Raw genomic sequence first — 23317 nt, forward strand, 5'->3', positions numbered from 1 at the left:
AGCATCGGAGCGGAGCGAATTTGACATTCGTGAGCACCGAAGCGCAGACCTGACAACGAATGCGAGGGTTTGTCTACACGCTGAGCGCTCTGTTAAGAGCGCTTTTTTTATATCACATCACCCGTTTAAACATTTTCTCCATTTCATAAGTGGAGTGATGAATAATGATCGGCCGGCCGTGCGGACAGGTGAATGGATCCTTCGTTGTCCGGAGTTCATCTAATAAGGCTTTGATTTCATCATGACGCAAATGACGATTTGCTTTGATTGAGCCTTTGCAGCTCATCATAATCGCCGCTTCTTCTCTCAGTTTCTTGATGTCAACACGTTTTTCATTAAGCACTTGCTCTATAATCTCTTCGATCAGTTCAGCCTCTTCACCTTTCGGAAACCACTGCGGATGCGAACGAACGATGTAGCTTTCTGAACCAAAGGGCTCTAAGAAGACACCCACTTTCGCTAGAATATCCTTATGCTCTTCAATGATCAGCATATCGTTTTTAGAGTAGTGAAATGTTAAGGGGACGAGCATTTCTTGCACTTCCTGTTCGATCTCTCCCACCTTCTCACGATAATACTCATACTTGATTCTCTCTTGAGCTGCATGCTGGTCAATGATATAAAGTCCTCGTTCATTTTGAGCCAAAATATATGTGCCGTGCATTTGCCCAATTGGATACATCACAGGGACGCGTTCGTTTTCAGGCATCGTCTCTGTCACATCTTCATATAGTACCGTCTCTTCATCTTCAAATGAAGCGGCGGATTCCTCTAAATGAATACGCTCAGATGATACTTCTTCATAAGATACTGGTGATGATGCTTCTGTCTTCTCTTGTTTAGGCATCCCATATGCATCGGTATAACTTGTCTCGTATATGACCGACTCGTGCGGCTCCGGCTGATAGGTTAGCGGTGTTTCCGGTTGGCTTTGGTTTCCTTGTTTCGCATCAAAGGTTAAGGATTGCTGCTCATTTTTCACAGCTGGTATTGGTGCTTTTTTTGGTACTGAGGCACTTGGAATGAGCTGCTGCTTTTGAAATACTTCCTTAATTCCTTGTTTAATCAGCTCATGAAGTTCCTGTTCTTTACTTAGTCTCACTTCAAGCTTCGAAGGATGAACGTTCACATCCACTAAAATCGGATCCATCTTCATCTCAATAAATGTAATTGGATGACGGCCAATTGGAAGCAGCGTGTGATATCCTTCATGGATCGCTTTCACGAGCGGAAAATGTTTGACATATCGGCCGTTTACAACAGAAGACATATAATTCCGTGATGCCCTCGTCACTTCAGGTAACGAAATATATCCTTTCACTTCAAAATCAAGTGATTGTACGTGGAGCGGCAGCATTTTTTTCGCCACGGCTGTTCCGTAAATGGCCGCAAGTACATGACGCACATCTCCATTTCCATTCGTTTGGAGGAGAACTTTCCCTTGATGACGCAAACGGATCGATACTTCGGGATGTGCTAGCGCAATTCGGTTGACCACATCCGATATATTACCAAGCTCCGTATGAACGGTTTTCATATATTTCAGGCGAGCTGGCGTATTGTAAAATAAATTGGTGACCACAATCTCAGTGCCGCGGCGGCCAGAGGTTTTTTTCTCTGAAATAATCTTCCCGCCTTGCAAAGCTAAGTGTGTCCCAGCTCCTTCGCCAGTACTTGTTTTCATTTCTAAATGAGAGACAGATGCAATACTTGGCAGTGCCTCTCCCCTGAATCCAAGGGTTCTGACACGGAACAGATCATTTTCGTCTTTGATTTTACTCGTTGCATGACGCTGGAAGGCGAGCTTACAATCTTCAGCATCGATTCCAACACCATTATCAATAATCCTTATAGAAGAAAGACCTGCTTCTTCTACATCGATTTCAATCACTGTACTTTTTGCATCGATCGCATTTTCCACAAGCTCCTTTACAACAGAAGCTGGGCGCTCGACCACTTCACCTGCAGCAATTTTATTGGATAGGTCATCGGATAACTGAATAATCTTTGCCATTTCTGCTCACCTCACCTTACATTATAATTTCTTTTGTAATTCATACAGCTTTGTCATAGCTTCAAGCGGCGTCATATCCATTAGGTTGTATGATTTTAATTCATCGATGACCGCTTGATCTTTCTGTTTTAGAGCAGCTTTTGGCTGCGGTTTTTCTTCTACTTCAAAGAAAGATAGCTGCTGTTTTTCTTCAGTCTTTTCTACTTTTGGTGCTACAGATACGTTCGGGGTCACGTCATGTGATCCGCTCTCAAGCTCCGTTAAAATGGTCTGGGCTCTATTGATGATGGCATCAGGCAATTCAGCTAGCTGCGCTACATGAATACCATAGCTTTTATCAGCTGCACCTTCTTTGATTTGATGTAAGAAAACGACTGTGCCTTCATGCTCTTCAGCTCGCACATGGACATTTTTCAGCTCGCTTAATTGAGATTCAAGAACCGTCAGCTCATGGTAATGTGTAGAAAATAGGGTTTTGGCTCCAATATGATCATGAACAAATTCAATGATCGCCTGCGCAAGCGCCATTCCATCATAGGTGCTTGTCCCACGTCCAATTTCATCGAATAAAATCAAGCTGTTTTTCGTTGCGTGCACCATCGCATTTTTTGCTTCGAGCATCTCTACCATAAAAGTACTTTGACCAGAAATCAAATCATCTGCTGCACCAATACGGGTAAAGATTTGATCGAAGATTGGTAGCGTCGCCTTTGACGCAGGCACAAAGCAGCCAATCTGTGCAAGAATCGAGATGAGAGCCATTTGTCTCATATACGTACTTTTCCCTGACATATTTGGTCCAGTGATGAGTAAGGTTTGTCTTCCTTTTCCCATATGGCAGTCATTCGGTACATATTCCTGGTGGTCCAGCACTTTTTCAACGACAGGGTGACGGCCATCCTTGACATCCACGTCATCCTCTGAGAATTCCGGACGGATATAACGGCGCTTTTCACTAACAGTCGCAAAGCATTGAAGCGCATCAAGCTCACTCATTTGTTTTGCGAGCAGCTGTAATCTAGGAATATAGCCTTTTACTTGCTCCCTAAGAGCTGTAAATAGTTCATATTCCAATTCGTTAATATTTGATTCTGCTTCAAGAATCAGTGCTTCTTTTTCTTTTAATTCAGGTGTGATATACCGCTCTGCATTGGCAAGCGTTTGTTTTCTTTCATAACGCCCTTCCTCCAGCAGATGTGTATTCGCACGTGTCACTTCGATATAATAACCAAACACTTTATTAAACCCGACTTTTAATGAGCGAATGCCGGTATATTCTCTTTCCTGCTGTTCGAGACGTGCAATCCAGTCCTTTCCGTTTCGGCTGGCATCACGGTATTCATCTAATTTTGCATTGTAGCCATCTTTAATCAAATTGCCTTCTTTTATCGTCATCGGCGGATTTTCATAAAGTGCATCTTCTAATAACTCAAGCAGGTCACCACAAGGATCAATCTCATTCGCTCTTGATTTTGCCATTTCCTCTGGTAATGATTGAACGAGTTGTTTAATATCCGGTACTTGTTTTAAAGATTCCTTGAGCTGAATGAGGTCACGGGCATTCACGTTGCCAAATGCCACGCGGCCCGCTAGACGCTCAAGATCATATACTTGCTTTAATCGTTCGCGCAGATCCTCGCGCTCAAAGAAATGATCCATCAGAATTTGCACCATTTCCTGGCGCTCGTTGATTTGCGAAAGACGAATGAGCGGCCGGTCGATCCATTGCTTGAGCAGTCTGCCGCCCATCGCTGTTTTTGTTTCATCTAACAGCCATAATAAAGAGCCTTTTTTGCTTTTTGAACGAATCGTTTCTGTTAATTCAAGGTTTCGTTTTGAGTAAAGGTCAATTTTCATCGTTTGTTCAAGCTCAAACACTTGAACTTTCTGAAGGTGATCCAAGCTTCTTTTTTGCGTTCTTCTTAAGTAGGCATATAGTGTTAAAAATGCCGTTTTTAACTTGTCGTCAAGATGGGAAACGAGCTGTTCAGCTTCCTCTAATAGTTCATCACTATCTTCGTATGAAATAGTTGCTTGGCAGCGTTCTTTAAGGGTTTTGATTGTTTCCTCATCCAGCTGCTTTGACACCACAATTTCTTTTGCACCAACAGAATAAATTTCTGATACGACTTCATCTAATCGATCGATGAAAGCCGCCATGTTTTCACCTGTTGATAAATCAGACAGCGCAAGACCGTATCCATTTTGAAAGCTAGTAACAGACGCAATGAAGTTGTTCTCGTTTTCACTTAAACCTTTACCATCCATGACCGTACCTGGTGTAATCAGTTGAACGACTTCCCTTTTGACTACACCTTTTGCCGTTTTAGGGTCTTCCACCTGCTCACAAATGGCGACCTTGTAGCCTTTTGAAATCAACTGTTCTATGTATGCAGAAGCAGAATGATAAGGAACACCGCACATTGGAATTGTGCCGCCGTCTCTGCTTGTTAGCGTAATTTCTAGTTCTTGCGCCGCTTCTTTCGCATCATCAAAAAACATCTCATAAAAATCGCCTAAGCGAAAAAATAAAAAGGCATCTTGATAATCTGCCTTGATCTTTAAATATTGCTGTATCATGGGCGTATAACTTGCCATATTTCTAATCCCTCACTATATTACTTTCGAATTCATACCATCTTCAATTATAGCATAAAAAATCACCTTTTTTCTCCTAGATCAGGCACAAAAAAACTAGGGGGATATGCGCCCTAGTCATTCCTTACTCTTCTGGATCACCTGCTAGGAACTCTGGATGAATATCCTCTAACTCCTCATCCACTTCCTCTTCCCACTCGTGATCATCTTTTTCTTTCCAGTCTGAATTGACCTCTACAACAATTTTTGTTTCACCGACTACCTCAGCAATGAACTCTCGCTCTGCCTGAACGATAATTTTATTGCCATTTGGAGAAATGGTCACTTCTAAGCAATTGGGCTGCTGCAAAACTTTCGCAATCACTTCGTGCTCATCATCAAGGAAATTTTTATCTTTATATCTCAGTTTAATGATGTCTACATACTTCACACGCTCTGTGACAACTTCTGTTTTCGTGTTGTCAGCGTAAGAGTACCATACGTTAATATCAAATGTTCCTTCGATTTCAACCGTTTTACCGACCTTTTCAGCATCATACTTATGATTAATGATCCAACCACCTAAGATGCTGGTTGGTTTTTGCGATGGAGAAATGGTGTGTGTGCTTTGGGTGAATTTCCTCCCTTTTGCAACCACCGCTTTTGTAATAATTTCTCTGTATTCAGACATTCCGGCATGCCTCCTTGTTCTTGATCGTTTTATCTTATGCTGGGCATTCGTCTAGTGTGTCACGATTTTGAACTTCATGTTCAATTAAATTCATTTCTGTTTCAGTGTATGCATGGTCGCCCATAAACTTGCCTTGAAAATTGGAAAAGTTGGAGAGTGAGAGATTGGGGTTGACTGAAATGGTGTCATTTGATGTAATAAAGATAGTAGCCCTTCTTTATATATGGAGGGGATTTTATGAGAGAGTTTCATATTGTAATAAATATTTTTGGATTAAGTATTAAGTTTCAGTTCAAATCTTTTAATCTGTAAAATCAATTCATTTTTAGTTGATAACACTTCAATATAATATTTATTTTTTACGAAATACAAGGGCTACTGCATCAACATTTTGTTGTTGATGCAGTAGCAAAATACAAATAACATATAATCTATATAATAAAAAACCCCGCATCTGCGGGGTTTTCTCATTTAATGGAGCAACGTGGTGATGAGTTTTTTACTTTTGAACCGGTTTCTCCTAATAAAAGGTCACCGCCGGTTGAAAGAATGATTTCATCTGTTACTTGATTCGAAATTGTGTGCGCTACAAGCTGAAGCAGGGAATTGACTTCCATTTGTGATTCTTTGAATTCTTGAATGACTGGGATGTCATCCAGTTCTTCTTGCAGGGCATCGATTTTTTCTTCGACTTGCTTTAAGGCTTCATGTTTGCCGTAATGCTTTAAGTTCACAGCTTGTTTTTGAAGCGCCTTAATTTGATTAATGATCGTTGAAATTTTTGTATTTTCATTGATTTGCGCTTCTGCTTTTTTGAAGAAATCAACTTCTTCCGTTTCAGAAATCATTTTAGCGAGCTCTCTTGCGCGCTCGACAATCTCTTTCTTTGAATAAAGTGTCATTTTAATTCACCTCGATAGCTTCTCCAACCATTTCTCCGTCAAGAGACCAAGTTTTGGCTTGTGTGATTTTCACTTTGACGATGTTGCCAATCGCTTCTTTTGGTGCTTTAAAATTCACAAGCTTGCTTTTACTTGTATATCCGGCTAGGATCTCAGGGTTGTTTTTACTTTCACCCTCTACTAATACTTCGACAATCTGCCCTTCATATTCCTTCATTTTTTTCGCAGAAATTTCATTCACAAGTGCATTTAGGCGCTGCAGACGTTCTTTTTTCACACGCATTGGCACGTTGTCTTTCATTTTCGCTGCCGGCGTTCCTTCTCTTGGAGAATAAATGAACGTATAAGCGGCATCAAACTCAACCTCGCGATAGAGGGAAAGTGTTTCTTCAAACTGCTCATCTGTTTCATTTGGGAACCCAACAATAATGTCCGTTGTTAATGAAGCATTCGGCATAGCTCCTTTGATTTTGCGCACAAGATCAAGGTAGCGCTCACGGTCATATTTTCTCGCCATAAGCTTCAGCACAGAAGAACTTCCGGATTGTACTGGCAGATGAATATGATCAAGAAGATTTCCGCCCTTGGCTAGCACTTCAATTAAGTGATCATCAAAATCACGCGGGTGACTTGTTGTAAAACGGATACGTGGAATATCAATTTTTCGCAGCTCATCCATCAGGTGGCCAAGACCATATTCCATATCTTCAAAATCTTTTCCATATGCATTCACGTTTTGACCAAGAAGGGTAATTTCCTTATATCCTTCTGCTGCTAAACGTCTGACCTCTTGAATAATTTCATCTGGGCGGCGGCTTCTTTCCTTGCCGCGCGTATAAGGCACGATACAGTATGTACAGAATTTATCACAGCCGTACATAATATTCACCCAGCCCTTGATTTTACCTTGACGGGCTCTCGGAAGGTTCTCAATCACATCGCCTTCTTTTGACCAAACCTCAATCACCATTTCTTTTGAAAGGTAGCATTCAGATAACAGCTCTGGCAGGCGGTGAATGTTGTGCGTGCCGAAGATTAAGTCAACAAATGGGTGTTTCTTCAAAATACGGCTCACGACAGATTCTTCTTGTGACATACATCCGCATACACCTAAAATTAAATCTGGCTTTTCGCGTTTTAATGCTTTTAAATGACCAAGTTCTCCAAACACTTTATTTTCTGCATTTTCACGAATAGCACAAGTGTTTAATAAGATGACATTTGCATCTTCCGTTGAATTTGTTGGTTCATAGCCAAGCGCCATAAAAATACCAGCCATCACTTCTGTGTCATGCTCATTCATTTGACAGCCATATGTGCGAATATAAAACTTGCGGCCGTTCCCTAACCCTTGAAACTGCTCGTCAATTTGAAATTGATTGTATTCGACTTCTTCTTTACCCCGTTTTTTTGCATCTTTTAAGGAAGGCGGAATGTACACAGCTTCAAAATATTTGCTGTAGTCCTTCTCGGATTTTTTGTCCGATGAACTTACTTGTCCGCTCGCTTTTCTCTGCTCTTCATTCATGAATTTGTACTCCTTTCAAACCAAGTTCCACCCTACAGTATAGACTATTTTGTGATGAATTGAAAATAAATCATATACGGTTCTTCTATGAAAATTGTCTATTAGTCATAACCATTTTTCATAAAAAGAAAAAGAGAGCCTGCGCTCTCTCAATCAAGTATGTTTAGTTTTTTTGCTTCTTCTTCAATGATTGTCAGTGCCCGGTTTAGTTCTTCTTTTGTGTGCTCGGCTGTGATGATGGCTCTAATTCTTGCCTTGCCTTTTGCTACTGTTGGGAAGGCGATGCCTTGAGCAAACACACCTCGTTCTATTAAAGCTTTTGAGAAACGAAAAGTAAGTGCTTCGTCTCCAATCATGATTGGGATAATCGGTGTCTCTGTTGGGGCGACTTGAAATCCAAGGCTGATGACCTTTTCTTTAAAATAAGCGGCGTTCTCCCAAAGTGTATCGATTCGCTCCGGTTCATCTAACAGCACTTCAATCGCTTCTTCACATGCTCTAGTCACAGCCGGCGGATGTGAGGTGCTGAATAAAAACGGTCTTGCTTTATGTTTTAAATAATCAATTAAAACCGCTGAACCAGCTACGTAACCGCCGAGCACTCCGACAGCTTTACTAAGGGTCCCGACCTGTATGTGCACTCTGCCGTCGAGTTTAAAATGGTTGACTGTCCCGCGGCCATTCTCGCCAAGCACGCCAGAGGCATGCGCATCGTCTACCATGACAAATGCATCATATGCTTCTGCTAGCCTGACGATTTCAGGAAGTGGCGCGATATCACCATCCATTGAGAAAACACCGTCTGTAACGATGAGGCGGACGCGATAATTCATTGATTTTTTCAAAATCTTCTCCAGCTCTTCCATATTGGAATGACTGTATACCTTTTTATCTGCTTTGGTTAATCGGATTCCATCAATAATTGAGGCATGATTCAGTTCATCCGAAATGACAATATCATCTTTTGTCAGGATACTCGATAAAACCCCTTGGTTGGTCGTAAAGCCTGATTGGAACACAAGGGCTGCCTCTGTCTTTTTAAATGCAGCAAGCTTTTTTTCAAGACGTTCATGCATTGTCATTGTGCCGGCGATGGTTCGAACGGATCCTGTACCCGCTCCGAATTCATCAATCGCCTCTTTTGCTGCTTTCATCAGCCTTGGGTGCGAGGTGAGACCTAAGTAGTTATTTGAGGAGAGTTGTATAACAGATTGTTCATTTAATGTAACAGTGGATGATTGTTTTGAGTCGATCTCTTTTAAGGTTTGGTGGGTGCCTTGCTGCTTCATTGTTTCCAATTCATCTTGTAAATACGTGAATTCCTTCATCATTTCTTCCCCCTTTGATATGATGGCATCATCAGTACGACTTTTCCGCACGTACCATTCCGCATGAGTTCAAAGCCCTTTTCGAACTCTTCAAATGGCAGTGTGTGAGTGACAACTGGCTTTACATCAATGGTATTCGTTCTTAACAGCTCAGATACTTGACGCCACGTCTCAAACATTTTTCTCCCCGTGATCCCTTGCACAGTTAATCCCCTAAAAACAATTTGGTTCGTAATATCAATTGTCACTGGCCGTTCTGGCAAGCTTAGTATATTGACTTTTCCTCCATTTGCACAAGCTTCGAGTGCTTGATTAATGGCAGCTGGATGACCTGACATCTCACACATTACGTCTGCCCCTTCCATCCGCGTGAGCTGCTTAATCATCGCGACTGGATCATCTTTTCCAATATCCACGATATGATCTGCACCCATTTTTCGGGCTAGATCGAGCCTGTATTCATTTTTATCAACGGCGAACACTTGAACAGCTCCAGAAGCTTTTGCGACAGCGATTGCCATTAAGCCGATTGGTCCGCAGCCAAAAATCGCCACAGATTTACCTGAAACAGGTGTGTGCAGTACTGTATGGACAGCATTTCCTAGCGGCTCTTGTATAGAGGCAAGTTCAACTGGCATTTGAGCCGGATTATGCCACCCATTTTGTTCAGGTATTTTGACATATTCAGCAAAACAGCCATCAATGTCTACCCCTAAAATTTTCGTTTCACTGCACAAATGCTGCTGCCCTGTTAAGCACATATAACATTGATTACATACAAGATGCGTCTCAGCCGATACAAAATCCCCTACTTTTGCTCGTGAGACCTGCTTCCCCACTTTGACAACTTCCCCTGTAAATTCATGACCAAAAATGTAGGGCGCTTTGACTCGCCCCTTAGCCCAGTCATCCCAATTATAAATATGCACGTCTGTTCCGCATATCGAAGTGGCTTTCACCTTTATCAATACTTCATGATCTTTGATTTCTGGAATCGGCATCTCCGTCAGCACCGCTCCGTAAGCGCTTTCTTTTTTAACAATTGCTTTCATCGTTCCACACATGACGTACAACCCCTTTGTTAAAAAACTTCTCCCAATCAGATTTTAACACGACTTATTTTAGTCGTAAACACCACTGTCTACTAGATAAAGACAAATGAACACCCCACATATTTTTTTAGATATTTTCTAAAAAAAAAAGCAAATCTCCGGTTGAAAGGAGATTTACTTTCATCGTCAGCGTTTCTTTGAAACGGCAACATATAGGGCTGGCACAATAAATAATGTCAGAATCGTTGAGAAAAAGACACCTGATACAATGCAGATGGCCAGCGGCTTAAAGAGTGGATCATGACTTAATGCAACAGGCATTAATGCAACTAATGCCGTAAATGCTGTTAAAAGTATCGGTCTAATCCTTGCTCTTCCCGCTTCAATGACGGCTGTCTGTTGATCAAATCCTTGCTTGCGCCGCTGTTCAATAAATTCGAATAAGACGACCGCATTTCGAACGACAATACCAGCCAATGAGACAATTCCCATTGTTGCCATAAAGCTGAATGGCGTTTGTGTGACAAACAGTCCGATAATGGCTCCTGATACGGCTAAGTAAACCGTTCCTAGAACTAACAGTGGAAGCATCAATGAATTGAACTGGAATGCGATGGTCACGTAAATGAGCAGCAGGACAACCGCAAATAAGAGACTAATTTCAATAAAGAACTGGGTCTGATTTTCATTTTCTCCACCTTGTGAAATGGTCAAATCCTTCGCTGCCGCGCTTTTCCCCACTTGATTAACGACTTCTTTCATATCGTCTTTAAACGAATCTGATGCGCCGGGATACGCCTTTAGCGTAATGGTTGGAACTCCATTTTCATGTGGAATGCTTTCATACTGCTCTGTTTCTTTGTCTGTTACATATCGGCTAAGCGGCTCAAGTTGAGGCATACCACCCTCGTTTGTCTTCACAGGCACTTTCAATTCTTTTAGCTTTAAACCATTTTGATGTGTACCTGTATCCTGTTTTACCACTAAATCGATATCATTTGTTCCTTGTTTAAAGGTACCTAATGGAATCCCTTCTGTCACAAGCCCAAGCTGTCTGCTGACAAATTGAGCACTGAGCCCATCCTCTGCCATTCGCTCACGGTTTAATTCAAAGGAGATCGTTTTTACCGGCTTATTGACATCATCTGTAATCAAGCTTGCTCCTTTGTCTTTCATTTCATTTGTCAGCGTTTCTTTGACATCAATGAGCTTTGTGAAAGAGTCACCTGCAACTGTTACTGTTACTGGCGCTCCAGTGGGCGGTCCTTGAACAATAGTTTTCATAAAGAGATCAGCCTCTTTGAATTTCTCTCGCAAAGGCTCGGTCATACGATCTATCAATGCCTTACTTGTCATCTGATCATTGTCTACTCTTACAACAATCTGACCAGTGTGGTCACTTGCATTTGAAATACTTTCATTAAACAGATTCGGCACCCCGCAGCCTGCAAAAATCGCCGTTTCTTCAATGCCTTTTTGCTGCTTAATTTCTTGTTCTATTTTCTTTAGTGTTTCATTTGTTTTGTCTAATGTTGTTTCACTTGGAAGCGTGACCGTGACGACCACTTCTTTCTTATTCGCCGCAGGGAAAAATTCAAATGGTGTGACGAAAATAAGTAAAAAAGCAAGCGTTGCAACAAGCAAGCCACTTAGTCCAATAACGAGCGGCCGCTTCACAATGTTTTTCAACACACGGTCTGCATAGAAATCCGCCAGCCTTTTTAATGGTTTTCCTAGAAAGCCCGGCTCTTTTTCACTCTTCTTGTTCTTTCTTTTCCTGTTCACAGTATATTGATAGACCGGCACAAGTGTCAGTGAAATCACCATGGACGCAAGCACAGTCGTTACTAGAACAGATGGTAGTGCCCGAATAAATGAACCGTTTGCACCTGATAAGAAAAGAAGCGGCAGGAAGGCAAACACAACAGCAAGTGTTGATGTCAAAATGGACCCTGCGACTTCTTTTACGCCAGCAATTGTTCCTTTAAGCGGACTTTCGTATTTTTTCATTTGTCTTAAAATATTATCATTGACGACAATCGCATCATCGACAAGTATCCCTAAGGCAATGATAAAGCCGATGATCGAAATTTGGTTGAGATCCACTTGTAAAAATGGCAGCGGAATGGTTCCAATTGTAATGGATAGCGGAATGGCGAGTGAAACGATAAACGCCCCGCCAATCGTGAGTCCAAGTGTAGTAACGATAATGACCGCGATGACTGCAACAATGGCTTCTTTTATTAAATCATTGAAAATGGCATCCACTTCACTTTTTTGTGAATAGTAGTCTACCCACTCCACCCCATTTGGTAGCTGCTTTTCTTTCGCAATGACATCATTGACTTTGTCATACATTTTAGGAATATCAAGCCCTGGTTTAATATTCACTGTAAATGAATAGGCGGGCTTTCCGTTATAGGACACAATATCACTTTTCTCTTTTTCTACTTCTTTTAAGCTGCCAAGCTGACTAATTTTGACCGGCTCTCGTTTTGTTTTTGAGAAAAGCTCAATTTTTTTGACTTGATCTAAGCGGTCATATGTATCGATGGACAGCTTCACCTTCTCTTTGCCTGCCCGAATATCGCCTAGTGGAGATGTGTCAAATTCCTGATTGATGGCATTTGTGACATCAGTTACATTGAACCCTTCCCCCTCCAGCTTGTTTGAATCTAAGTTTAATATCGCTTGTTTGTCATTGAAGCCTTTGATAACGACATTGTCTACCCCTTTGATGTCCTCTACTTTTTCCTTCAATGCACGCAGCGATTTCTGACTCTTTGCTAAGTCCGATGATTGACTCGACACAATCATATAAGAACCAACGGGTACGCTGCCGAACTCATCCTTTACATCCGGCTCCATCACTCCGTCAGGAAAAGATGGCGCAGCACTTGTCGTTTCATTCTTAATTTGACTTGCCACCTTTTGAAAGTCGGCTTGATCCTCAATTTCAAGCACAATATTTGAGAAACCAATGGCAGAAACCGAGCTCGTTTTCTCTACACCATTGATATCAGATAAAGCTGATTCCAGCTTATTGGTGACGTCTCTTTCCACCTGTTTTGCATCTGCACCAGGGAAAACGGTAGAAATCGTGACGAGATTCGCCTCGAATTCTGGCAGTTCTCGTTTAGGAAGCTGCGTGAATAAATAGCCGCCAGCAATGAGAACGATAAAAAATAAAATAAAAACAAGCTTTCCTCTTTTCAAAAAAGCTTCAAACATTATTTCACCTACTTAAATATTTATTTTTGATGAAGTAAATTCAACTTAATCTTAATTTATCATCATGGTGAAAAAATGCAAGCTCTAATATGTCATTTTTATCTATTTCACGAACTGAATATGTTATATAAGAAATGTATAGCGGTAAACAAAAACAACCTGCTTACATGATGTAAGCAGGTTGAAAATAATAAAATTAGAATTATCGTGGCTCAACAATCAATTTGATGGCTGTTCTTTCTTCTCCATCGATCAGAATGTCAGTAAAGGCTGGAATGCATATCAAATCCACTCCGCTTGGCGCAACAAATCCCCTTGCAATGGCGACAGCCTTAACCGCCTGATTCAGTGCTCCAGCGCCGATTGCTTGTATTTCTGCTGCACCGCGTTCACGTAAAACGCCCGCTAATGCTCCTGCTACTGAATTCGGATTTGACTTTGCTGAAACTTTTAAAATTTCCATTTCTGCTCCCCCTTAAATTTACAATGGATAAGTGAGTGTTCATTAGAACAATCTTTGTTAGATGATGCTATTTTTTGAAAATCCATCCCCAAAATGTTTTTCAAAAATAGCAGGCTACCTACCATTTTTACTATATTCACGATAGAGGGCGCATATTCCTTCTTTCTGATTAATATTTTTCTGAAATAAATATGTGAACATTTATTCAAAGAAAATATGGTCATCATTTATCAAAATTCGATCAATTTTGACAGCTTTTTTCGACTGTTCGTCAATTTCTACGATGACTGCACTTAACGTTGTGCGTCCTTCTGCAATTTCAAAGCGGACTGGGAGACTTGTTTTGAATCGTTTAATAATCGTTTCTCGGTCAACACCCAAAATGCCATCATAAGGTCCTGTCATCCCAACATCTGAAATATACGCAGTTCCTTTTGGCAATACGCGGTTATCTGCTGTTTGAACATGTGTATGCGTTCCAACGACACATGATGCACGGCCGTCTGTATACCAGCCCATTGCTTGCTTTTCACTTGTGGCTTCACCATGAAAATCAATAAAAATAAACGGTGTCCGTTTGGATGCTTCCGCAATTAATTCATCTACTTTTTGAAATGGGCAGTCAATTGGCGGTAAAAACGTACGTCCTTGCAGGTTAATGACAGCCAATTCTTTTCCTTGTTTTTTAATAAACGTGAGACCTTTTCCAGGTGTGCCTTCTGGGAAGTTAGCAGGACGGACCATATGGGCTGCATCATCGATGAAATCGAAAATATCTCTTTTATCCCATGTATGGTTGCCCATTGTGAGCACATCAGCTCCTGCTTGCAGGAGCTCATGATAGATTTTTTCAGTCAGACCTTTCCCGTGAGCAGCATTTTCTCCGTTGACAATGGTAAAGTGCGGCTGATATTTTTTCTTCAGCTTTGGCAAGTATTCTTTCAGTGTGTCTCTGCCAGGTGAACCGACGATATCTCCAACAAATAATATTTTCATGCGCTTTTGAACCCTTTCTCTTATAAATTGATCTTCTTATCAGTGTTGCATATTTACACAAAAAAATAAAGCGGCGCTAAGCGCACCGCTCTATTTTGCATACTCTACTGCGCGAGTTTCTCGAATGACTGTCACTTTAATGTGACCAGGGTAATCGAGCTCGTCCTCAATTCGCTTACGAATATCCCTTGCTAGACGGTGAGCTTCAAGATCATTAATTGAATCTGGCTTCACCATTATACGTACTTCACGTCCAGCCTGTATCGCAAACGATTTTTCAACACCTTCATAAGATTCAGAGATATCTTCTAATTTCTCAAGTCTCCGAATGTAATTTTCAAGCGTCTCACTTCTTGCACCAGGGCGTGCTGCAGATAATGCATCAGCTGCCGCAACAAGAACAGCGATAATAGATGTCGGTTCTTGGTCACCGTGGTGAGAGGCAATACTGTTGATAACAACAGGATGCTCTTTATATTTCGTCGCAAGCTCAACGCCAATTTCTACGTGGCTTCCTTCTACTTCATGATCAATGGCTTTTCCAATGTCATGCAGAAGACCTGCTCGTTTTGCAAGCTTTGCATCTTCTCCAAGCTCTGAAGCCATGAGACCTGCAAGATGTGCAACCTCAATTGAATGCTTCAGGACATTTTGTCCATAACTTGTACGGAATTTCAAGCGGCCGAGAATTTTGATAAGATCCGGATGCAGACCGTGAACTCCGACTTCGAATGTCGTTTGCTCACCCATCTCGCGGATATAATCATCGACTTCACGGCGTGATTTTTCCACCATTTCTTCAATTCGTGCAGGATGAATGCGGCCATCCTGGACTAGCTTGTCCAGAGCTATCCTCGCTGTTTCACGTCTAATCGGATCAAAGCCCGATAGGATAACAGCTTCAGGTGTATCATCTATGATCAAGTCAATACCAGTTAACGTTTCTAACGTACGGATATTTCGTCCTTCACGTCCGATAATACGACCTTTCATCTCATCATTTGGAAGATTGACTACAGATACCGTTGTTTCAGCTACATGATCAGCTGCGCAACGCTGTAACGCAAGTGAAAGAATGTTTTTCGCCTTTTTGTCAGCCTCTTCTTTCGCTCGGTTTTCAGATTCTTTCGTCATGACTGCAATGTCGTGGGAAAGCTCATTTTCAACTTGATCCAGAATGATTTGTTTCGCTTCATCTCGAGTTAGACTTGAAATGCGTTCCAACTCGGCTTTCTGCAAACGAATCATATCATCCACTTTGCTTTCCATCTCTTCAATATGTTGTTGTCGTTCATTCAGAGAATGATCTCTCTTCTCCAACAGGGACTCCCGTTTATCTAAAGATTCGTCTTTGCGATCAAGATTTTCCTCTTTTTGAAGTAAACGGTTTTCTTGTCTTTGAAGCTCATTTCGTCTTTCACGAACTTCTTGCTCCGCCTCTACACGAAACGAATGAATTTCATCTTTCGCTTCCAAGAGCGCTTCTTTCTTCAATGCTTCCGCATCACGCTTTGCATCCTCAACAATTTGTTCGGCCATGTTTCTTGCGCCGGATATTTTTGCTTCTGCAATGGTTTTACGAACAAAGTAGCCAACAACTAAACAGATTAGGCTCAGCAAAATGGAGATGATCGTAAACATCGTAGGCGACATATTTTCACCTCCTCTTGCTATGAACTTGGTTTTACAAATAAAGTGTCGGCATGTACATTGTTTTGTGTCTCAACATACAGGGCCTTCACAGGGAATGAGATCCTCACTGCCCTTGTCAAGTTTAAATTAGTTATCAATCATGTTAAGAAAAACAAGTGATACATTCCCATTGTAATTGTGTCGGAAATACTTGTCAAGCTAGCTATCTTAGCGTTTGCAAAAGCAGATCAGAATTATTCTTGATTCAGCAGCTGATATACTTTATTGTTCACTTGGCCCAGTTTAGTGTTATTTTGTATATTGGAGAACAAAACAACGATGGTTTGACCAGATTTGCTAAAGCTGTTCAAAATGTTGAAGCCCGGCATGACACCATGGCTTGAATAGCTACCGGGAGCAACATAAAATCCCATTCCGTATGTGGAGCTGCTTCCTGGCGTAAACATCTTTTTATAGCTCTTCTGCGAATACAGTTTGCCGTCAATCAGGGCTTGGTCAAATTTGTACATATCTATAGCACTCATATAAATATCTCCAGCACCGTACAGCTGAGATAGATCGGGCATATACGGTGTAACCGCTTTACTGCCTTTCAGCTTATACCCGACAGCAGGATAAGGTTCTTTTTTATATGTTTTGTAAAAGCCTGCATGCGTCATTCCCGCCGGTTTAAAAATATGATTCTTTATATATTGTTCATAGGACTCACCGCTTACTTCAGCAACAATATAAGCAAGAACAGAATAGTTGGAATCCTTGTAGCCCCATACGCCCGGCTGACGATTAATTCCCTGACGTTCTATGTCTTTTATTAATTCGTCCGGAGTAATTGCGCCGTTTCCTTCAATATGTCCGTTTATTCCCGATGTATGTGTAAGCAGATTTTTCAAAGTAATTGTATGTCCGTTAGGGAAATGAGGTAAATACGTGCTTACCGGATCACTTGTCCGGAGTTTCCCCTTTTCCTCAAGCTGTAAAATGGCGGTTGCAATCAGCGCTTTTTGAGACGAACCAACATAAAAAGATGTTAATGGATTATTTTGAATTTTTCGTTTACGGTCTGCATAACCAAAACCTTTATTTGTTATGATTTCTCCATTTCTAACAATCATGGCTGTTCCGCTGAAACCGATCTTATTTAAATAACTGCTGATTTTGTGATTGCGGTCCACTGTTTTGATTTGTTCCTTTGATATTTTGGTGGTTTTCCTTTTGACTTCTTTTTTCTGGCTGTTTTCTAAAGCTACTGCAGTTTTTTGAAACGGGTTTTTTTCTTCACTAGTTCGATGAAGCACATTCCACATTGTAAAGCAAATCATCGCTGCTAAAAAAACAAGCACAAGTTTTCCCCTCTGACTTGGTTTTCTCCCTCTGCGTTTTGCAGTTCCTCTGCGGGTCGGGCTTGTCATTATTTTTTCCTCCCAAAATAAATGCCATTTTGTACACTTTAGACGGATGAAGTACTGAAAAAGTTGTCGAAAGTTTTTTGCAAAATAAAAAAGGCTGAGTTTTTCACTCAGCCTTTTTTATCATTTCATACTAATTTGATTTTTATTCTAATTCTAATTTTTTATTCTAATTCTAATTGTTCTAGCGCTTCTTCAGATTCCTGCTGCGTTACTCCGTTAGTATCCAAGCCGTAATGTTCACGAATTTGCTCCTGGATCATCAGCATGATATCTTTATTTTCTTTTAGGAACTGTTTCGCATTTTCACGGCCTTGTCCAAGACGTTCCTCTTGGTAAGAATACCAAGCACCGCTCTTTTGTACGATATCTAGTTCGCTTCCAAGGTCGATGATTTCTCCCTCTTTTGAAATCCCTTCACCGTACATAATGTCTACTTCCGCAATGCGGAATGGCGGTGCTACTTTGTTTTTGACCACTTTAATTCTCGTTTTATTCCCCATAATGTCATTGCCTTGTTTCAGCTGTTCAGCACGGCGCACTTCTAAACGAACAGATGAATAGAACTTCAGCGCACGTCCACCAGGCGTTGTTTCAGGGTTACCAAACATGACCCCAACTTTTTCACGAATTTGGTTAATAAAGATGGCAATTGTTTTTGATTTGTTGATAGCACCTGATAGCTTACGAAGGGCTTGAGACATCAAACGCGCTTGAAGACCAACGTGTGAATCACCCATGTCTCCTTCAATCTCTGCTTTTGGTACAAGAGCAGCTACAGAGTCAATCACAACAATATCAACTGCCCCGCTGCGGACAAGAGCTTCTGCAATTTCAAGTGCTTGCTCTCCTGTATCCGGCTGAGAAAGTAACAGTTCATCAATGTTGACACCTAGTTTTTGAGCGTAAACTGGATCGAGTGCATGCTCTGCATCAATAAATGCAGCTTGTCCTCCCTGCTGCTGAACTTCAGCAATGGCATGAAGGGCTACTGTCGTTTTACCAGAACTCTCTGGACCATATACTTCGATAATACGGCCTCGGGGATATCCGCCTATTCCAAGCGCAGTATCAAGTGCTAACGAACCACTAGGTACTGTTGAAATACGTGTATCTGTTTGCTCTCCTAGTTTCATAATAGAGCCTTTACCAAACTGTTTTTCTATTTGTTTAAGAGCCATATCTAAGGCTGCTTGACGATCACTCATTCTATTGTTTCCTCCTTTATCAATTCCACTATCTATACTATACCTTGTTTTACGTCATTTGCCAAGAAAAAAACGAACACATATTCGATTTTTTTCTTGGCCGATTTTTTAAGAAAAGAGTGTTTTCTATTAGAAAAAAACGCTCTTTTATAAAGGAGTAAACCTAACAAAAAACAAAATTAACTCTCTTTTAATAAGTTGAGTAAGTGATGCAGACCATATTTCACAGCGCGCTTTCGAATGCCCGACCGGCTGCCCGTAAACATCCATTCAAACACGTCCGTCTGGTCTTTCGTGGATAATCCAATGAATACTTTTCCAACAGGCTGACCCTCTTGGGAATCAGGTCCTGCTACACCCGTAAAGCTAATGCCAATATCACTTCCGGTTAGCTTTCTAACCCCTTCAGCAAGCTCTAAAGCGCACTCTTTGCTGACAGCACCATAAGAAGACAGTGTTTCCTCCCGGCAGCCAAGTACCTGCTGCTTTACTTGGTTTGTATAACAAACCACACTTCCGTTCAAAATGGATGATGCCCCTTCGAGATCTGTCAGCCATTCGGAGAACATTCCACCAGTCAGACTTTCTGCTGCTGCTACTGTTTTCCCGTGCTCGTGCAAGGCTTTGGACGCTTCGCGGACAAGCGATGTATCCCCATATCCGTAGAAGTACTCTCCTACCCGCGCTAAAATTTGCGCTTCTGTTTCTTTTAACAGACGCTCTGTTTCTTTTTCATCCTCATGCTTAGCAGTCAACCTTAGCGTCACTTCACCGTCAGATGCGAGTGGTGCAATCGTCGGGTTGGTTTGAGCATCAATTAAATCTTCTAGGTCTGTTTCAAGCTGCGATTCACCGATTCCGAAGAAGCGCAGAACAACAGACACAATTTTTTCCTTTAAGCCAAGCTTCTCAGAAATCAGCGGCTTTGCCTCGTTTTCAAACATCGGGTGCAATTCACTTGGCGGTCCAGGAAGAAGTATATAAAACGTATCGTCTTCTTGAACAAACATACCTGGGGCCATCCCGAAACGGTTCACGAGCACATCTGATCCTTCTAGAACGAGTGCCTGCTTACGATTGTTCGGTGACATATCGCGGCCGGTCTTTCGAAAGTAGTCTTGAATCGATTCAAATGCTTCTTCATTTAGTACAAGCTCTTTACCGAGCGTACTCGCAATTGTTTCTTTTGTTAAGTCATCTTTGGTTGGTCCAAGACCACCTGAGAAGATAATAAAATTAGATCTTTCCTGCGCCACCTGAATGGCCTGTTTTAAACGCTCTGGATTGTCACCAACTGCTGTGTGGTAATAAACATTCACACCAATTTCAGCTAGTTGTTTGCTGATGAATTGTGCATTCGTATTCGTAATTTGCCCTAGCAAGAGTTCGGAACCGACTGCAATAATTTCTGCTTTTCTCTCTGACTTCAAAGCGTACACGTCCTTTTTAGTTAGAATTCTTTAAAGCTTCCCAGTTTTTTGCAAAGTAATCCCAGCCTGAGACAACAGTGAAGAACACCGCTACCCACATCGCTAGATCACCAAACGGGAATGATACAAGTTCAAACGGCAGGTTATGCAGTAAAAGTGCTGAAATCGCAATGATTTGCGCCCATGTCTTCACTTTTCCAAGCATATTCGCCGCCACTACTTCACCGCCTCCAGCTAATACAAGTCTTAGACCTGTTACAGCAAATTCACGGCTGATGATCACAATCGCCATCCATGCCGGTGTGAGGTGGTATTGAACAAGTATAATTAAAGCAGCTGAAACAAGCAATTTATCTGCAAGCGGATCTAAAAATTTACCAAAGTTCGTCACTAAATTAAGTTTACGTGCGTAGTAGCCATCAATCCAGTCAGTTGTTGATGCGACAATAAACAGAATCGCTCCAACAAGGTGCGTCACATCGATGCTGACGTCGCCAAAGCGTGCGACACCCCAATCAAACGGTGCAAGCATAATGATCATAAAAACAGGGATCAAGGCGATCCTAGAAAGGGTTATTTTATTCGGTAAGTTAAACATGAAATCCAATCCTCCAATAATGCAATTTTTTATGTATATATAATAGTAGGAACAAAAGAAAAGTCATCTACTTGCTTAAGATGACTTTTCCTTTCCTTTATTCACAATCACAATGTTTTGTGTCATGGTATTCTTAGGGTCTAATTCGTACTTAAGTGTCTCGTCATTTACCTTGATATCAATTCCAGACGCATTGCCTAGACGGATATCGACCTGAGAAAGATCAGACAGATCTGTTTTAAACGATTCGCCATCTTTTAGTTCACCCATCTTCATCACTTTTCCAGATTCGTCTCTTACGCGCAGCCATGAAGCTTGGGAGGCAGAAATGGTTAACTCCATTTCGTCAGCACCTGATACTTCATACGTAGTCGTTGAGCCTTCTGTATTCGTCGCCTTTAAAGAGACCGTTTCATCGTCTTTTGATGAATCATCTTTTTTAGATGATTTTTCTTTATCATCTGATGAAGCTTTTTCTTTTTTCTTTTGATCTTTTGCAAGAGATGAATCCTCAGATACTTCATATTTAGATTCTGATTGCTGAGGAGCCGCCTGATTATTCTTCTGTCCGCTATCATGATTGACCGCCTGCACGATCACATAAATGATGGCGATGACCACAATGATGCCTCCAATAATTAAAATTGTCGGCAATAGTTCAAGCACTTTCGAGGCAGGCTTTGGCAGCTCTCTTTGCGGCTTAATATTCGATAATTTATCAGATACTTCATCATTGTACGTGCTTGGAACATCTTTACGAAACTCTTCGAACAATTGTTCAGGATTCAGTCCAACGGCTTCGGCATATTGTTTAATAAACGCTCTGACGTAAAATTTACCTGGAATAATATCATAGTTTCCTTGTTCGATTGCTAGCAAATAGCGCTTTTGGATCTTGGTAACCGTCTGAAGATCCTCCAGCGACATCCCTTTTTCCTCTCTGGCCTCAACGAGCCGTTTTCCCAATTCAGTCAAAACAAACACCTACCATTACCATATTAAAAATCGAAGCCAGAAAAACCAGAATGATCAAACACTTGTGGTTCTTCAGCGTGTTCATATGTAATCTCTTCGTCTGCGCTATTACGCAATTCAATGATATAGTCGAAATCATCCATTGTATATTCTGAATTTTGAATAAAGATGTCTGGATGCTCGACCACCTTTGTTGCCGGCAGTCTCATAATTTCCCTTAAAAGCTGCAAATGCTTCTCAGAACCTCTTCTTGTCGACACAATTCCATCAATAATAAAGACGTTATCTGGGCTGTATTCATCTGCGATCAGCTGACTTCGGATCGTCTGTTTCAAAAGAGTAGACGATACAAACAGCCATCTCTTGCTTGCACAAACACTTGAAGCCACAATTGATTCTGTTTTTCCGACACGCGGCATACCGCGAATCCCAATCAATTTATGTCCTTCTTTTTTAAAGAGTTCAGCCATAAAATCAACAAGAAGACCGAGCTCGTCTCTTTCAAAACGGAACGTCTTTTTGTCATCCGCATCACGCTGTATGTATCTTCCATGACGAACAGCTAAGCGGTCACGAAGCTTTGGCTGTCTTAATTTCGTTACTTTTATCGTTTCCATTGTATTTAAAATTGATTCAAGCCGCTTAATTTGATCTGTGTGGTCACAGCGTAAAAGCATTCCGCGTCTTGATACATCAACACCATTGATTGTCACAATATTAATTGAAAGCATCCCCATTAGAGAAGAAATGTCTCCTAAAAGTCCGGGACGGTTTACCTGTATCTCATATTCAAAATACCATTCGAGCTTTGCCAAATGATATTACCCCCTTCATTGTGGCAAATTTTTACCTTCCTTTATCATAAAGCATTTTCACATTTTTAGAAAGCACAATGTTGTGAAACGGTTAAAATAAAAAGAGAGGCACAAACGACCCCTCTTTTTGTTTAGTGCGAGCTATTATTTTCAACTAACTTGACCATCATATTTGCAATGGCACGCTGCTCATCTTCTGATGCAACGCTCCAAAGGTCAGCAAGTACTCTTTCCTGCTCGTTCTTTGCCTCAACTTCGTTAGCTAGATATCCGCCAATTTCATATGCAAGGTTATTGATGGTCTCATCTTCCAAACCTTTATCCTGCGCATGATTTAAGCGATCACCTAAAAAGTTTTTCCAATGGTCCCAGTTCTCAAGTACAGACATGTCGATTCCTCCATTCGAAAAGATGAATTACAGCCATAGCTTTTGTCATGGAGAGACGAAT

18 protein-coding genes are annotated in these 23317 nt (G+C 41.3%); all 18 read right to left on the minus strand.

What is annotated here, in order from left to right; all coding sequences use genetic code 11:
- Positions 1-112 precede the first annotated feature (112 nt).
- The 18 genes from mutL to OIT90_RS11120 all read right to left on the minus strand — a co-directional run bounded on the left by mutL (position 113) and on the right by OIT90_RS11120 (position 23256).
- The gene (gene mutL, locus OIT90_RS11035; RefSeq protein ID WP_474892554.1) at positions 113-2014 is read right to left on the minus strand and encodes a DNA mismatch repair endonuclease MutL; all 1902 of its coding nucleotides are present in this window, start codon (positions 2012-2014) and stop codon (positions 113-115) included.
- 21 nt (positions 2015-2035) lie between these two features.
- Positions 2036-4612: a DNA mismatch repair protein MutS gene (gene mutS, locus OIT90_RS11040; RefSeq protein WP_474892555.1), complete on the minus strand. Its 2577-nt coding sequence runs from the start codon at positions 4610-4612 to the stop codon at positions 2036-2038.
- Between the two features lie 124 nt (positions 4613-4736).
- Positions 4737-5282 carry an outer spore coat protein CotE gene (gene cotE / locus OIT90_RS11045; protein ID WP_039178732.1) on the minus strand — a complete coding sequence of 182 codons (546 nt, stop codon included), beginning with the start codon at positions 5280-5282 and terminating at the stop codon, positions 4737-4739.
- A 467-nt stretch (positions 5283-5749) separates the two neighbouring features.
- A complete protein-coding gene (gene ricA / locus OIT90_RS11050; RefSeq protein WP_474892556.1) occupies positions 5750-6184 on the minus strand; it encodes a regulatory iron-sulfur-containing complex subunit RicA in 435 nt (144 codons plus the stop codon).
- 1 nt (position 6185) lies between these two features.
- Positions 6186-7712: a tRNA (N6-isopentenyl adenosine(37)-C2)-methylthiotransferase MiaB gene (miaB, locus tag OIT90_RS11055; protein ID WP_474892557.1), complete on the minus strand. Its 1527-nt coding sequence runs from the start codon at positions 7710-7712 to the stop codon at positions 6186-6188.
- 149 nt (positions 7713-7861) lie between these two features.
- The gene (locus tag OIT90_RS11060) at positions 7862-9040 is read right to left on the minus strand and encodes a glycine C-acetyltransferase (RefSeq protein ID WP_474892558.1); all 1179 of its coding nucleotides are present in this window, start codon (positions 9038-9040) and stop codon (positions 7862-7864) included.
- Positions 9040-10104, minus strand: a complete 1065-nt coding sequence (gene tdh, locus OIT90_RS11065; RefSeq protein ID WP_474892559.1) for an L-threonine 3-dehydrogenase — start codon at positions 10102-10104, stop codon at positions 9040-9042. Before tdh ends, OIT90_RS11060 begins: the two co-directional genes overlap by 1 nt.
- A gap of 174 nt (positions 10105-10278) precedes the next feature.
- Positions 10279-13323, minus strand: coding sequence for an efflux RND transporter permease subunit (locus OIT90_RS11070; protein ID WP_474892560.1), 3045 nt, complete (start codon positions 13321-13323; stop codon positions 10279-10281).
- Positions 13324-13525: 202 nt separating this feature from the next.
- Complete coding sequence (gene spoVS / locus OIT90_RS11075) at positions 13526-13786, minus strand: stage V sporulation protein SpoVS (RefSeq protein ID WP_003211281.1); 261 nt, start codon at positions 13784-13786, stop codon at positions 13526-13528.
- Between the two features lie 201 nt (positions 13787-13987).
- A complete protein-coding gene (locus OIT90_RS11080) occupies positions 13988-14782 on the minus strand; it encodes a TIGR00282 family metallophosphoesterase (protein ID WP_047202212.1) in 795 nt (264 codons plus the stop codon).
- A gap of 90 nt (positions 14783-14872) precedes the next feature.
- Entirely contained in the window at positions 14873-16435 is a 1563-nt protein-coding gene (gene rny / locus OIT90_RS11085; RefSeq protein ID WP_003211958.1) for a ribonuclease Y, read from the minus strand.
- A 233-nt stretch (positions 16436-16668) separates the two neighbouring features.
- Complete coding sequence (locus OIT90_RS11090) at positions 16669-17844, minus strand: serine hydrolase domain-containing protein (protein ID WP_474892561.1); 1176 nt, start codon at positions 17842-17844, stop codon at positions 16669-16671.
- 161 nt (positions 17845-18005) lie between these two features.
- The gene (gene recA, locus OIT90_RS11095) at positions 18006-19049 is read right to left on the minus strand and encodes a recombinase RecA (protein WP_039178719.1); all 1044 of its coding nucleotides are present in this window, start codon (positions 19047-19049) and stop codon (positions 18006-18008) included.
- A 179-nt stretch (positions 19050-19228) separates the two neighbouring features.
- On the minus strand, positions 19229-20479 hold the full coding sequence (locus OIT90_RS11100; RefSeq protein WP_039178717.1) for a competence/damage-inducible protein A: 1251 nt from the start codon (positions 20477-20479) through the stop codon (positions 19229-19231).
- A 16-nt stretch (positions 20480-20495) separates the two neighbouring features.
- Positions 20496-21077, minus strand: coding sequence for a CDP-diacylglycerol--glycerol-3-phosphate 3-phosphatidyltransferase (gene pgsA, locus OIT90_RS11105; protein ID WP_039178715.1), 582 nt, complete (start codon positions 21075-21077; stop codon positions 20496-20498).
- Between the two features lie 75 nt (positions 21078-21152).
- A complete protein-coding gene (locus OIT90_RS11110) occupies positions 21153-22052 on the minus strand; it encodes a helix-turn-helix domain-containing protein (RefSeq protein ID WP_474892562.1) in 900 nt (299 codons plus the stop codon).
- 23 nt (positions 22053-22075) lie between these two features.
- Positions 22076-22867, minus strand: coding sequence for a DUF3388 domain-containing protein (locus OIT90_RS11115; protein ID WP_003211480.1), 792 nt, complete (start codon positions 22865-22867; stop codon positions 22076-22078).
- Positions 22868-22998: 131 nt separating this feature from the next.
- Positions 22999-23256, minus strand: a complete 258-nt coding sequence (locus tag OIT90_RS11120) for a DUF3243 domain-containing protein (RefSeq protein ID WP_024424114.1) — start codon at positions 23254-23256, stop codon at positions 22999-23001.
- Positions 23257-23317: the final 61 nt, after the last annotated feature.

Source organism: Bacillus sp. ABR (assembly GCF_056172715.1).

Coding starts and splice junctions, on each gene's coding strand:
- pgsA (WP_039178715.1), bottom strand. CDS start 21,077: ATGTTTAACTTACCGAATAAAATAACCCTTTCTAGGATCGCCTTGATC.
- miaB (WP_474892557.1), bottom strand. CDS start 7,712: ATGAATGAAGAGCAGAGAAAAGCGAGCGGACAAGTAAGTTCATCGGAC.
- cotE (WP_039178732.1), bottom strand. CDS start 5,282: ATGTCTGAATACAGAGAAATTATTACAAAAGCGGTGGTTGCAAAAGGG.
- OIT90_RS11060 (WP_474892558.1), bottom strand. CDS start 9,040: ATGAAGGAATTCACGTATTTACAAGATGAATTGGAAACAATGAAGCAG.
- OIT90_RS11120 (WP_024424114.1), bottom strand. CDS start 23,256: ATGTCTGTACTTGAGAACTGGGACCATTGGAAAAACTTTTTAGGTGAT.
- spoVS (WP_003211281.1), bottom strand. CDS start 13,786: ATGGAAATTTTAAAAGTTTCAGCAAAGTCAAATCCGAATTCAGTAGCA.
- OIT90_RS11080 (WP_047202212.1), bottom strand. CDS start 14,782: ATGAAAATATTATTTGTTGGAGATATCGTCGGTTCACCTGGCAGAGAC.
- tdh (WP_474892559.1), bottom strand. CDS start 10,104: ATGTGTGGAACGATGAAAGCAATTGTTAAAAAAGAAAGCGCTTACGGA.
- OIT90_RS11070 (WP_474892560.1), bottom strand. CDS start 13,323: ATGTTTGAAGCTTTTTTGAAAAGAGGAAAGCTTGTTTTTATTTTATTT.
- mutS (WP_474892555.1), bottom strand. CDS start 4,612: ATGGCAAGTTATACGCCCATGATACAGCAATATTTAAAGATCAAGGCA.
- OIT90_RS11090 (WP_474892561.1), bottom strand. CDS start 17,844: ATGACAAGCCCGACCCGCAGAGGAACTGCAAAACGCAGAGGGAGAAAA.
- rny (WP_003211958.1), bottom strand. CDS start 16,435: ATGTCGCCTACGATGTTTACGATCATCTCCATTTTGCTGAGCCTAATC.
- ricA (WP_474892556.1), bottom strand. CDS start 6,184: ATGACACTTTATTCAAAGAAAGAGATTGTCGAGCGCGCAAGAGAGCTC.
- recA (WP_039178719.1), bottom strand. CDS start 19,049: ATGAGTGATCGTCAAGCAGCCTTAGATATGGCTCTTAAACAAATAGAA.
- mutL (WP_474892554.1), bottom strand. CDS start 2,014: ATGGCAAAGATTATTCAGTTATCCGATGACCTATCCAATAAAATTGCT.